The organism is Brevundimonas sp., assembly GCF_052436175.1.
In the GTDB taxonomy this organism is placed as follows: domain Bacteria; phylum Pseudomonadota; class Alphaproteobacteria; order Caulobacterales; family Caulobacteraceae; genus Brevundimonas.
Genome location: NZ_JBQVNM010000003.1, coordinates 49,967 through 62,300 on the forward strand (window position 1 = coordinate 49,967; position 12,334 = coordinate 62,300).

Consider the following 12,334-nt stretch of genomic DNA (forward strand, 5'->3'; position numbering starts at 1 on the left):
GCTCACGATGATTACCGGCGCCGCCGGAATGATGGGGTCACATCTGGCCGAGCGTCTGATGGCGCGAGGCGAGGATCTGGTTACGACCTATTTCGAGCCGACGATCGACATGCGCGGCGTCGAAGGGGTGATCCCCATGATCGAACTGGACGTACGCGACTACGGCGCAGTTCACGCTCTCATCGACGAGCATCGTCCGGACGTGATCCATCATCTGGCGGCCCAAAGCCTGCCCACCGTGTCCTGGGTCGATCCGTGGACCACGCTCGACACCAACTCCATGGGCACCATCAATATCTTCGAAGCCATCAAGAAGGTCCGGGCGGTTGATCCTTCCTATGATCCGATGGTCGTGGTCGCCTGCTCATCCGCCGCCTACGGCGCCAGCATGACACCGGACCGGGTGCCGATTGACGAGGAGGCCCCTCTCCTGCCGATGCACCCCTATGGCGTATCGAAAGTCGCGCAGGACCTTCTGGCGTTCCAATATCACCTGAACGCCGGGGTGCGCTGCATCCGCGCCCGCATCTTCAACTGCACCGGTCCGCGCAAGCGCAACGACGTGGTGTCGGACTTCGGCCGGGGCGTCGTGCGGGCGGCCCGCACCGGGGAACCGCTTAAGGTCGGCAATCTGGAAACGCGGCGGGCCATCATCGACGTCCGCGATATGATCGACGCCCTGATCGTCCTCGGAGAAAAGGGCCGTCCGGGCGAGGCCTACAACATCTGCGCGGAGACGGCCGTGCAGATCAAAGAGCTTCTTCCCCTCTACTTCGCCGCGCTCGGCCGAGATGTTCCTTGGGTGGTGGCTCCCGAACTGATCCGTCCTTCCGACGAGGCGATCATCTTCGGCAGCACCGCCAAATTGCGCGCCGACACCGGCTGGAAGCCGAAAATTCCGCTCGCTCAGACCTTGGCGGATGTCCTGGCCTATGAAATGGCTCTGGCCGAAGCGGATGAGGCGGCGCGCCAATGACGTTCACCCGAAAGATCCGCGCCCGCGCGCCCTTGCGTCTCGGCCTGGCCGGGGGCGGCACCGATCTGTCGCCCTATTGCGACGACTTCGGCGGGGCTGTGCTCAACGCCACCATCGACCGCTACGCCTTCGCCTCCTTCCTGCCGCGCGATGACGACCGGGTGGTGTTCGAGGCCGACGACATCGGCGTGTCGGAGGCTTTCGAGCCTAACGCGCCCCTGCACGCCGAACTGGTCCTGCATCGCGGCGTCTACGAGCGGATGATCCGCGACTACAATGGCGGCCGTCGCATCGGCATGACGATCAAGACGACGGTCGATGCTCCAGCCGGCTCGGGGCTCGGCTCATCCTCAGCCCTGGTCGTCGCCCTGGTCAACGGAATGCGGTCAGTCCTGGGCGCGCCCCTCGGCGACTATGACATCGCCCATCTCGCCTATGAGATCGAACGCATCGACCTCGGCCTGTCCGGAGGCCGCCAGGACCAGTACGCCGCCGCCTTCGGCGGGATCAACTACATCGAGTTCCTCCAGAACGACCGGGTCATCGTCAATCCGCTGCGGGTGTCGGACGCCATCTGCAATGAACTGGAGAGCTCTCTGGTCGTCTGCTTCTCCGGTCGTTCGCGCAGTTCGGCGGCCATTATCGACCAGCAGACCGCCGGGATGAAGACCGCCAACCACGACACCATGGCGGCCATGCACAAGCTGAAGGCCGACGCCGCGGAGATGAAGCGCGCGCTTCTGGTCGGCGACATCGACGCCATGGCCGAAATCCTGAACGCCTCCTGGAAGGCCAAGAAGGCCACGGCCCAGGGCGTGTCGACCGGCGCCCTGGACCAGTTGTTCGATATCGCCATGGCCAACGGCGCCCTTGCCGGAAAGGTGTCCGGAGCCGGCGGCGGCGGCTTCATGTTCTTCCTCGTCCACCCCGAAAACCGGCATCGGCTGATCCAGTCCCTGGACCAGGCCGGAGGCCAGGCGTCCCCGGCCAAGCTGACCCATCGGGGCTGCGAAACCTGGCGCTATTGAGCCGCCCATGCAGATCGAACAAGCCGTCATCCTGTGCGGCGGACTGGGCAGCCGCCTCGGCGACCTGACCGCCGACACCCCCAAGCCGCTGCTGCCCGTCGCCGGCGAGCCCTTCCTGCAGGCCCTGGTGCGCGAAATCACCCGCTATGGCGTGAGGCGTTTCCTGCTGCTGGCCGCCTATCGCTCGGAGCAGATCGAGCGCTTCGCCCGCGAGGTTCCCGCCGCCCTCGGCCAGGACATAACGGTCGAGGTCGCCATCGAGCCGGACCGGGCGGGCACAGGCGGCGCCCTGTTCCATGCGCGCGAGGCGCTGGACGAGGTCTTCTATCTGTTCAACGGCGACACCCTGCTGGATACGCCCCTGCACGAGTTGGCCCGACTCCTCGACGATCCCGAGGCGATCGGCGCCCTGGCCCTGCGTCGCCTGCCCGAAGCCGGACGTTACGGGGTCACCACGCTGGACGGCGACCGGGTGACTCGGTTCGGCGCCAAGGGCAGCGGCCCCGGCCCGGTCTTGATCAACGGGGGGGTCGCGGCCTTCCGCAAGACCTTCGTCGATCATCTGACGGCCAACGGCTCGTTCGAGGCGGACGCCCTGCCCGGGCTGGCCGAGGCCGGCCGGCTGCGCGGCCTGGCCGTGGACGGCTATTTCCTCGACATCGGCGTGCCCGAGGATTTCGCGCGCGCCCAGACCGAGATACCGGCGTTCCAGCGCCGTCCCGCCCTGTTTCTCGACCGCGACGGGGTGATGAATCTCGACCACGGCCATGTCGGGTCGATCGACCGCTTCGACTGGGTGGAGGGCGCGCGCGAGGCCGTGGCCCTGGCCAACGCGCGCGGCTTTTACGTCTTCATCGTCACCAACCAGGCCGGCATCGGCAAGGGCCTCTATACGGTCGAGGACTATCAGTCGGTCATGGACCATCTACAGGCGGGGGTCATGCAGGCCGGGGGCTGGATCGACGACATCCGCTTCTGCCCGGACCACCCGGAGGCCGTGATCGAGGCCCATCGCAAGGTCAGCGACTGGCGCAAGCCCGCGCCGGGAATGCTGCTGGACCTGATCGACAAGTGGCCGGTCGACGTTGCTGACAGTCTGATCATCGGAGACAACGCCTCAGACATCGAGGCGGCCCGGGCCGCCGGTGTGCGAGGCGTGCTTTTCACAGGCGGTCGCCTGGACGATCTGGTGCGCGAGCAGCTCGGCGCCGGGCATGAACAGAATGAGGGCTCCGAGCCATGACCACGCCCGTCTACACCCGCCTTCGCGACTGGCTGTTTCAGGACGCCTTCCCCCTCTGGGCCGAGGTCGGTCTGGATCGGGCGAACGGCGGCTTTATCGAACGGCTGAACCCGGACGGAACCGTCATCGACGACCCGCGCCGCGCCCGTCTGGTCGCCCGTCAGATCTACGTCTTCGCCATGGCCGAGACGCTCGGCTGGAACGGCCCGGCGCGCCCGATCGTGCGACACGGTCTGGATTTCCTGCTCGACAGGATCCTGATCGGCGACGCGGTGGTTCCGCTGTGGACGCCGTCCGACCACACGCCGCGCACCGGTTTCGATCTCTACGACCAGGCCTTCGTCTTGTTCGGCCTGGCCGCCGCCGCCGGCGTCGGCGAACGCACCGAGGAACTGGCCGAGCGCGCGCGGGGCGTTCGCCGCCGCATGATCGAGGGCTGGAAGCATCCGGTCGCAGGCTTCGAGGAGGCCTCGCCGCGCACACTGCCGCTCAAGGCCAACCCGCATATGCACATGCTGGAGGCCGCCCTGGCCTGGAGCGCGGTCTCCGATCCGGACGGCGGGTGGGCGGCCCTGGCCGACGAGATCGTGGAGCTGTGCCTGTCACGATTCCTGTCGCCCGAAACCGGAGCCCTCAGCGAATTCTTCGACGGCGACTGGAATCGGATCGACGGCGAGGGCCTGGGTGTGGTGGAGCCGGGTCACCAGTCCGAATGGGCCTGGCTGCTGATCCGCTGGGGCCTGTCGCGCGGTCGTCCCGACGCGATCGCCGCCGCCCGCCGCCTGATCGAGGTGGCGGAAGGTCCAGGCGTCTCGGACCAGAACCTCGCCGTCAACGCACTGTCCCCCGCGCTGGAAGTTCGCGACGCTCGCCACCGCCTCTGGCCCCAGACCGAGCGGACCAAGGCGGCCGTGGCCCTGGGCTGGCTGGCGCAGACGCCTGAAGAGGCGGCCCGGGCCGAACAGGCGGTCGAGACGGCCGCATCCGGCCTGATGCGCTTCTTCGATCACCCGGTGCGCGGGGCGTGGTGGGAGCATCTGGGACCCGACGGAGCCCCAGCGCCTGAACCCACGCGCGCCAGCTCGCTTTACCACATCACCTGTGCGGCGGTTGAAATGAGCGGGTTGGACGGCGCGTCTCGAGCGGCTAGAAGCCCGGTCTAGTCAGACGCTTCGGCCGGACCCGACGCGCCTTGCGCTTTTCGGGTCCAATGGCCGTCGTCGAGGAATATGATGAAGACACGCCGGCCTTTGACACCTCTCGTTGAGCCCGGCTCCGGCGCGCCCGTGTCCGCCCAGGCGAGCCGGCCGGCGCCCTCGCCGCTGGACGGGCTGGCGCGTCAGGTCGAAAATCTGGCGGCGCGTCTGGAGGCCACCGAGACCGCCCTGACCCAGCTTCACCGCCGGGAGGACGAACGCCTCGCCCGCGAGACGCGCGTTGGCAAACAGCCGCCCCGGCCTGTGCGGGTGCTGCGCAAGCGGCTGCGCGCCCTCGGTCTTTGGCCTACGGATCGGGCCTCCGGCGACACGGACGGCGCGGCCGTTCTCGCCGAGGCGCGCCGTCGCGTTCCCCCGCCGCTGCAGACCCGGTTCGACCCGCGCACGCCCTATGAGGCCTGGATCGAGGCGAACGTCCTGACCCCTGCGGCGCGCGCCGACCTCGAGGCTGCTCTGGAGGCGGCTCCGGGGCCCCTTCCGCGTATTTCCGTCATCACCCCGGTTCACGACACGCCGCCAGCCTATCTGCGCGCCATGGTCGTCTCGGTCCGCGACCAGATCTATGCGGACTGGGAGTTGTGCATCGCCGATGATGCGTCCACCGGCGCCGCGACCCTGGCCCTGCTGGACGAACTGGACGGTTCGGACGATCGTGTCCGCATCACGCGACGCTCGCAAAACGGCGGTATCAGCGCCGCGACCAACGCCGCCGCCGCCCTGGCCACGGGCGAGATCCTGTTGTTCCTCGACCACGACGACCTGCTGACGCCGGACTGCCTGGCCCATTTCGCCCTGCTATACGCCGCCGAACCCGAGACCGACCTCGCCTACAGCGACGACGACAAGATCTGCGAGGACGGCCACCGCTATGCCCCCCAGTTCAAGCCGGACTGGTCGCCGACCCTGCTGCTCAGCTTCATGTACATGAGCCACGCCCTGACCGTGCGGCGCGCGCTGTTCGAAGCCCTGGGCGGCTTCCGCTCGCCGTTCGACGGCTCCCAGGACTATGATTTCGCCCTGCGCGCCACCGAGCGAGCCCGCAGCGTCGGCCACATTCCGCGCATTCTCTACCACTGGCGCGCCTCCAGCGGATCGACGGCGCGATCGGGCGACGCCAAGCCGCACAGTTTCGAAGCCGGCCGCAAGGCTGTGCAGGAGGCCCTGGACCGGCGCGGCGTCGTGGGCCACGCGGTTCACCCCGATTGGGCCATGGCCGCGCGGGTGGGCATGTTCAACGTGCGGTTCCCCGACACCGGCCCCCAGGTCACGATCATCGTTCCGACCTGGAACAAGGCCGACCTGCTGCGGCGCTGCATCGCCTCCCTGTCCGCCACCACCTACCAGAACTACGACCTGCTGGTCATCGACAACGGCAGCGACGAGCCCGACGCCCTGGCGCTTCTGGCCGAGATCGACGCGCGCGAGGACTGCCGCGTGGTGCGGATCGAACGCCGTCCGGAGGGCTTCAGCTTCGCGGCCCTGATGAACCAGGCGGCCGCCATGGCGACCGGCGAACACCTGCTGTTCCTGAACAACGACACCGAGGTTATTTCTCCCGAATGGCTGTCGCAGATGGTCGGCCACGCCCGGACCGAAGGCGTCGGCTGCGTCGGGGCCCTGTTGCGGTTCGAGGACGGCAGTGTCCAGCACGCGGGCATCGTTCACGGCTTCAACGACGGCCTGGTCGGGCACGCCTTCCGTCACGCCCCGCCCCATGACTGGGGCTACATGGGGTTCATCCGCGCCTCGCGAGAATATTCCGCCGTCACGGCCGCCTGCATGCTGACCCCCCGCGCCCTGTTCCAGGAGATGGACGGGTTCGACGAAGTCAACTTCGCCGTCGCCTACAATGACGTGGACTACGGTTTCCGCGTCGCCGAACGGGGTCTGCGATCCGTCTACTGCGCCGAGGCAGAACTCTTCCACTACGAAGGCAAGTCCCGCGGCTATACCGACAACCCCCAGGAGGCGTCGAACCTGCGCCGTCTGTACGGCGACTGGCACGACCCCTGGTTCAACCCCAACCTGTCGCTGGATATCGAAAACTTCGAGCCCGCGGCCCGTCGCCTGCCTCGGATGGACAGTCGGCCTGTGCGGGTCGTGGCCGTGACCCACAACCTGAGCCCCGAGGGCGCGCCCAACACCCTGTTCGACCTGATCAGCGGACTGGCGGCGGCGGGCGTGGTCGATCCGGTGATCCTGTCGCCCCGTGACGGGCCCCTGCGCGCCCAGTATGAGGCCTTGGGCCTTGAGGTGCGGCTGTTCGCGGCGCCCCCGACCGATCCCGGCGGTTTCGAGAACGCCGTCGACCGGCTGGCCGGACTGATCGACGGCCTCGACGCCGAGGTCGTGATCGTGAACACCCTGCAGATGTTCTTCGCCGTGACCGCCGCCGACCAGGCGGGCGTGGCCTCGATCTGGTGCCAGCACGAGAGCGAGCCCTGGCAGACCTATTTCGACTATCTGGCGCCGGAAGTCCGCGCCTACGCCTATGCCGCCTTCGGCCAGACCTACCGGATGACCTTCGTCGCCGACGCCACCCGCCGGGCCTGGGCGCCGGTTCAGACCCGGCATGCGGCCCAGACGATCCGGCACGGCGTGCCCTCCTGGCGTCTGGCCGAAGAGACCGGCCGCTGGACCCGTGGAACGGCCCGGGCCGCCCTTGGCGTCTCACCGGCCGTGACGGTCCTGTGCCTGGCCGGCACGGTCTGTCGCCGAAAGGGCCAGCTGGACCTGGCCCAGGCCCTTGGCGATCCGGCCCTGTCCGCGGCCGGGCCGATCCGCACCTTCATCGCCGGCAGCTACGCCGAGCCCGACTACGCCGCGACGGTCGTCTCGGCGATCCAGGCCCTCGGGCCTGATCGCGCGGCGCGAACCCGGCTGACCGGCCCCGTGCCCGACATGTCGGTCTACTATGCGGCGGCCGATATCGTGGTCTGCACCTCGCGCCTGGAAAGCGCGCCCCGCGTCCTCGTCGAAGCCATGGCCTTCCGGCGCCCCATCGTCACCACTCCGGTCTTCGGCGTGCCCGAACTGGTGGACGAAGGCGTCAACGCCCTCTTCTATACGCCCGGCGACACCGCCGCCCTGGCCGCCCGTCTCGCCGAGCTGATCGGCGACCCGGCCCGACGTCAGGCCATGGGCGACGTCGGTCCAGTGGTGCTGACCAGCCGCCCCGGATATGCCGAAATGCTGGACCAATACGCCCGCCTGATCCGCGAGGCCGCCGTGCTCGGCGCTTTCGGCGCGCCCACCTCGCCTCCCAAGACTTGATCCGGACCGTTCGATGATTTCTTCCGCCGACCAGGCCGCCTCGCATTGGGACGAGAAGTACGCCTCGGCCGTCAGGTCCGCCTGGGTGCAGAATCCGCTCGTCGAACGCGAGGTCTATCGGCGCATGACGGGGGAGCCCGTCCATTGGCTGTGGTGGCTGTTCAACCCCACCCTGCCGAAGGCCGATCGGATGCTGGCCATCGGCTGTGGCGACGGCTCTCATGAGCTGTCCCTGGCGGGGAATGGTTCGGTTCGTCACATCACCGCCTTCGACGCCTCGCCCGTCGCCATCGAAATGGCTCAGCGGGCCGCGCGAGACCAGAACCTGTCGATCGACTTCCAGGTGCGGCTGTTCGAGGAATTCGTCGCCGAGCCGCCGTCCGACACCTTCGACCTCGTCCTGTTTTCCGGTTCGCTCCACCATGTGACGGATCTGGAGGGCATGCTGTCCACGGTCCGAAAGGTTCTGAAGCCGGGCGGGCATGTGGTCGTGAACGAGTATGTCGGCCCGATCTATCAGCTGTATCCTCAGAGCCAGATCGACATCATCAATCGCGTGCTCGACGCGACCCCTCCGGTCTTTCTCGCCGCGCCCGACGCCCGGCTGCGCCTTCCGACCATCGAGGCCATCATGGCCCACGACCCCACCGAGGGCGTTCGCGCCCCCCTGATCCCGGCCTTGCTGCCGATGTATTTCAAGCCGAAGCATGAGCGCCGTGTCGGCGGCGCCCTGTTGCATCCGATTTTCGACTGCCTGAATGGAGGCAAGGTCAACGACGGTTCGGCGGAAAGCGAGGCCTATGTCTCCATGCTGATCGCCCTTGAGAACGAGCTCACCGCCGCCGGGGCGCTGAACCACGATTTCATGTTCGGCATCTACAGTCTGGACTAACCGGCCTCGGCGGGTGCGTCCGGCAGCCGCGTGACCGTTCCGCCGTGGAACGTCATCGTCCCCTCGAGCAGTGGCGTCATCAGACTGATCCGGAAATCGGCGTTCATGACGTCCGACCAGGCCTGTTCCAGAACCACCTCATAGCGACCGGCCTGGCCGATCACGACGGGGAGGGATTGGACATCATGGCCATAGCCCCATTCGATTAGCAAATCCGCATCGCCGCCAGGGTCGATCGAGAAGGATCCCTCGAAGCGCCAGATCCCCTTGGGCAGGTGGATATGGGGGCCGTTGAACAAGAGCCGGCGCCGGCCGACGAGGGACAGACGCCCGGTGCGGCTGTCCGCGCCAGGATCGGCGTAATCGAACAGTTCGGGCCCCCAGGTCGCCTGGACGCCAATCGGAATCGGCAGGCGTTCAAAGATGTCCAGAGCCGGCTCCGGATGGCTTGTCGATCGCAGGGGCCGATTGGGCGAACAGTGAACATCGCCCAGACCCGGCACGTTCATCACGGCGGCGTCGGCGGGGATGAATGGCGTGTGCAGGCGCGTCAGGAAGTCGGCCACCGCATAGCGAAGCGACACGTCCCTGAGCAGCTCGCCCTGTGCGGTCTCGTCTTCCTGCGCCAGGATCCCTGCGGCCTCGCCCGGCGCCCCGGCCTGAACGAGGTAGTGAGTAACGGGGTGGGCGTCGATATGATGCAACCACGAGACCACCAGCATCGAGCGTTCCGGGTGCGGCATGGGTGCCGGGGCGTGCCGGTTGTGAACCGCGAAATCCCAACCCGCATCCGCACAGGCCTGGGACAGGGCGTCGCGCCAGGCCTCGGCGCCGTCTGCGGGGATCTGAAGCAGCCAGACCCGGAATGGTCCGCTCATGCAGACCTCAGCCAGGTGTAGACGTCGATGGCCTCCTCGATGTCATCGAAGACGCGGGCTCGACCGCTCTCAATCACCAGGGCGCGGTCGCAATGCTCGGCGATCATTCGCGTGTCATGGGACGCCATAAGGAAGGACCGATCCGCCCGGCGCTCGAAGAGCTCTTCGTTGCAGCGCCGCTGGAAGCGGGCGTCGCCGACCGCGACCAGTTCGTCGATCAGATAGCAGTCGAACTCGATCGCCAGCGACAGGCCGAACGCCAGACGCGCGCGCATCCCGGAGGAGTAGTGTTTGACCTGCCGATTCATGGCCTTGCCCAGCTCGGCGAAGCCTTCGACGCGTTCGTAGATGACGTCGTAGCGCTTGTTGTAGATGCGGCTGATGAAGCGGATGTTGTCGATGCCGGTGAGGCTGCCCTGGAAGCCGCCGCCGAATCCGATGGGCCAGGAGCAGGTCATGCCCCATCTGATGTGGCCATCGCTCGGCGGCAGAACCCCGCCGAGGATCTTGATCAGGGTCGATTTTCCCTGACCGTTGCGGCCAAGGATGCCCAGGCGCCCCTGCTTGCCGACGCTGAAGTTCAGGTTCGTGAACACAGGCCGCGAACCGGGGGCCGGATAGGTCTTGCTGAGCCCCGTGACCTCCAGCCCCAAACCTGAACCCGAGGTCATTCGTGAACCCGGCTTTCTCGAACCCCCGCATAGACCAGCCAGCCGAGCGCGTAGATCAGCAGGGCGGTGGCGAAGACACCCAACAAGGCGAGCCAACGCCGCGGCTCCACGGGCTTGTCAGGCACACTGGGGTTCACCACGCGATCAATGTAGAGGCGCTGGCGCCGGGCCTCGATCTGGGCGGAGTTGAGCGACGCCGTGGACGTCGCGAGAATCTTTTCCGCGAACTCGCGTTCCGTGATCAGAGACTCATAGGTCGAAATCTTCGGCGCCAGCGACGTCGCATCTCCGACGATCTTCTCTCGCTCGGCGGCGATCTGGGCCTCGAATGCGCGGATCCGGCTATCCAGAGCAGGTAGTTGCGGGCTGCTAGCGGCCTGGGCCGCGACCTGCGCCCGCTCCGCGCGCAGAACGGCCAGGTTGACCGTCAATTGGCCGATCAGTTCGCCGCCGGCCTTGGCGCTGGCGGACGGATCGATCACGCCTTCGCGGTTTCTGAAGCTGGTCATCTGGCTCTGGACGAGCGAGAGGCGAGCCTGGGCGTCGCGGACATTCCGTTCCGCGTCAGCCACGGCATCGGAGGCCGAGCGCTCGTTCAGGCGGTTCACGAGCCCCTCTCCGCCCTCCAGCAAGGCGTTGGCGACGCGCGCAGCGTCGGCCGCAGTGAACGCCTCAACCCTGAGCGTACTGATACCGGTCTGGGAATCATAACCGACGGTCAGATAGTCATTGAACTGCTTGCGAAACGTCTCGTCGCTCCGGTCACTGAAGATGCGCGGCAAGCGCGAAAACACATCGACTCCAGGCCGCGCATAGGCCGATCTCACATCGACCCGCTTCTCCAGATCGTTTAGGCCGTCGGCGGACCGGATGTATTCGTGAACCGCATAGGCGTCGGACGATCCCGTCGAGATTCCGACCCCCTCCAGCGCCATCCCCAGAGATGATGGCTGCCGTTGCTCCGATGCGCGCACGATGAAGCGCGCCTCCGAGACGTAACGCGGAGAAGCGATCAGAAGGAAGTAGATGGCCGCAACAAGCGTCGGCAGTACGACGACAAGGCCGAAGGCCCACGGCAGACGCTTCAGCCGGTCGTCCGCCTTGGGTCCCGAAAGCAGCGGCAGCGGTCCGGCGTATTTGAGCTTGGGGTCGTTCATTCAAAACTCGTGATTCGACGGAGCGCCGCTAATCGACATCCAGATAGCGTTGCGTTTGTGACAAGAGCAACAGGGCCAGAAGGTTCAGTCCCGCGCCCCAGGCCAGTGGATACAGCGGATTGTAATGGGTGGGCACGAACTCGCCAAAGACAGACGCCCGAACCATTTCCACCGTGTGAGGTAGAGGATTCAGCAGATAGATCGCCTGATACCTGTCCGGCAGCCAATCCACCATGACGAAGGCGCCCGAAAGCGGAATCAGAAGATACATCGAGACCGGCAGGACCCGCTCGATCACCTCGAAGCGTATCGCCAGAGACGCCAGACTGACAGCGAAGCCGACCGAGACCCAGCCCATCAGGAGATATCCGCCGTAGAGCAGCAGAAAATCGTGCGGCGGCGACACCATGCCCAGCACCAGAAGTATGACGTAGACTACAGCGAAGGCCATCGCCCCACCGACCATCTCGAGAAGAACGCGGGCGAGATAGATGTGAAGGGGTCTCACGCTGCGATGATGCATCAGCCCGATGTTCGCGATCATCGCGCCTGAACTGACCTGGACGATGTGGCGGAACAGCAGGGTCGTCATATAGCCCGTCATGATGAACGGGGCGAGCCGGATGCCGTGTTCGTACTCCGGCTTGATCAGGGACCATAGGCCGATGACGCCGAAGCAGAAGACCAGCGGTTCGCCGATCAGCCAGAGAAACCCGAGGCCCTCGCGCCCATAACGGGTCACGATCTCACGCATCATCAATGCGCCCAATATCCGGAAGTGCTTTCTGATTTCCCGCATATTGGCCTGACGCCCGGCTCCCTGATGCCACCAACGACGGTTCGTCACCCAAACGCGAAACGCTCCGGACGGTCGATCCAACCAGGATGCTGTGAACCGAAGATCACGCGCGCGCAAGTCGCTACAGGAACACGGCGGTCACGGGCGGTTTCGAACACTCTAGAGCCTGATCGGTTGAGGAGAAATCCCTTCTCGATTCC

The 12,334-nt window shown here is 66.6% G+C and carries 10 protein-coding genes; 6 read left to right on the forward strand and 4 right to left on the reverse strand.

The features are described from left to right. The first annotated feature begins 7 nt into the window (after positions 1-7). The 6 genes from ACT6QK_RS01430 (at position 8) to ACT6QK_RS01455 (ending at position 8,629) form a co-directional block, all read left to right on the forward strand. Positions 8-976: a GDP-mannose 4,6-dehydratase gene (locus ACT6QK_RS01430; protein WP_444596099.1), complete on the forward strand. Its 969-nt coding sequence runs from the start codon at positions 8-10 to the stop codon at positions 974-976. After that, entirely contained in the window at positions 973-2,004 is a 1,032-nt protein-coding gene (locus ACT6QK_RS01435; RefSeq protein ID WP_444596044.1) for a GHMP family kinase ATP-binding protein, read from the forward strand. The genes ACT6QK_RS01430 and ACT6QK_RS01435 overlap by 4 nt, the downstream gene beginning before the upstream one ends. A 7-nt stretch (positions 2,005-2,011) precedes the next feature. Next, positions 2,012-3,247 carry an HAD-IIIA family hydrolase gene (locus tag ACT6QK_RS01440; RefSeq protein WP_444596045.1) on the forward strand — a complete coding sequence of 412 codons (1,236 nt, stop codon included), beginning with the start codon at positions 2,012-2,014 and terminating at the stop codon, positions 3,245-3,247. Continuing rightward, the gene (locus tag ACT6QK_RS01445; protein ID WP_444596046.1) at positions 3,244-4,410 is read left to right on the forward strand and encodes an AGE family epimerase/isomerase; all 1,167 of its coding nucleotides are present in this window, start codon (positions 3,244-3,246) and stop codon (positions 4,408-4,410) included. The genes ACT6QK_RS01440 and ACT6QK_RS01445 overlap by 4 nt, the downstream gene beginning before the upstream one ends. Before the next feature lie 123 nt (positions 4,411-4,533). Then, positions 4,534-7,737 (forward strand): glycosyltransferase, encoded by a 3,204-nt coding sequence (locus ACT6QK_RS01450; RefSeq protein WP_444596047.1) that lies wholly within the window; start codon positions 4,534-4,536, stop codon positions 7,735-7,737. A gap of 13 nt (positions 7,738-7,750) precedes the next feature. Further along, positions 7,751-8,629 (forward strand): class I SAM-dependent methyltransferase, encoded by an 879-nt coding sequence (locus ACT6QK_RS01455; protein ID WP_444596048.1) that lies wholly within the window; start codon positions 7,751-7,753, stop codon positions 8,627-8,629. Here ACT6QK_RS01455 and ACT6QK_RS01460 read toward each other — a convergent pair. Genes ACT6QK_RS01460 through ACT6QK_RS01475 form a run of 4 tightly spaced genes read right to left on the reverse strand, consistent with a single transcriptional unit; the run spans position 8,626 to position 12,182 of the window. After that, positions 8,626-9,507 carry a hypothetical protein gene (locus ACT6QK_RS01460; protein WP_444596049.1) on the reverse strand — a complete coding sequence of 294 codons (882 nt, stop codon included), beginning with the start codon at positions 9,505-9,507 and terminating at the stop codon, positions 8,626-8,628. The genes ACT6QK_RS01455 and ACT6QK_RS01460 overlap by 4 nt on opposite strands. Then, entirely contained in the window at positions 9,504-10,178 is a 675-nt protein-coding gene (locus ACT6QK_RS01465) for an ABC transporter ATP-binding protein (protein ID WP_444596050.1), read from the reverse strand. The genes ACT6QK_RS01460 and ACT6QK_RS01465 overlap by 4 nt, the downstream gene beginning before the upstream one ends. Next, positions 10,175-11,335: a chain-length determining protein gene (locus ACT6QK_RS01470; protein ID WP_444596051.1), complete on the reverse strand. Its 1,161-nt coding sequence runs from the start codon at positions 11,333-11,335 to the stop codon at positions 10,175-10,177. Before ACT6QK_RS01470 ends, ACT6QK_RS01465 begins: the two co-directional genes overlap by 4 nt. Before the next feature lie 28 nt (positions 11,336-11,363). Then, positions 11,364-12,182 carry an ABC transporter permease gene (locus ACT6QK_RS01475; RefSeq protein WP_444596052.1) on the reverse strand — a complete coding sequence of 273 codons (819 nt, stop codon included), beginning with the start codon at positions 12,180-12,182 and terminating at the stop codon, positions 11,364-11,366. Between the last annotated feature and the right edge of the window lie 152 nt (positions 12,183-12,334).

What these genes read in the sequence shown, in the direction of transcription:
- ACT6QK_RS01430 (WP_444596099.1), top strand. Translation starts at nt 8, where the DNA reads ATGATTACCGGCGCCGCCGGAATGATGGGGTCACATCTGGCCGAGCGT.
- ACT6QK_RS01435 (WP_444596044.1), top strand. Translation starts at nt 973, where the DNA reads ATGACGTTCACCCGAAAGATCCGCGCCCGCGCGCCCTTGCGTCTCGGC.
- ACT6QK_RS01440 (WP_444596045.1), top strand. Translation starts at nt 2,012, where the DNA reads ATGCAGATCGAACAAGCCGTCATCCTGTGCGGCGGACTGGGCAGCCGC.
- ACT6QK_RS01445 (WP_444596046.1), top strand. Translation starts at nt 3,244, where the DNA reads ATGACCACGCCCGTCTACACCCGCCTTCGCGACTGGCTGTTTCAGGAC.
- ACT6QK_RS01455 (WP_444596048.1), top strand. Translation starts at nt 7,751, where the DNA reads ATGATTTCTTCCGCCGACCAGGCCGCCTCGCATTGGGACGAGAAGTAC.
- ACT6QK_RS01460 (WP_444596049.1), bottom strand. Translation starts at nt 9,507, where the DNA reads ATGAGCGGACCATTCCGGGTCTGGCTGCTTCAGATCCCCGCAGACGGC.
- ACT6QK_RS01465 (WP_444596050.1), bottom strand. Translation starts at nt 10,178, where the DNA reads ATGACCTCGGGTTCAGGTTTGGGGCTGGAGGTCACGGGGCTCAGCAAG.
- ACT6QK_RS01470 (WP_444596051.1), bottom strand. Translation starts at nt 11,335, where the DNA reads ATGAACGACCCCAAGCTCAAATACGCCGGACCGCTGCCGCTGCTTTCG.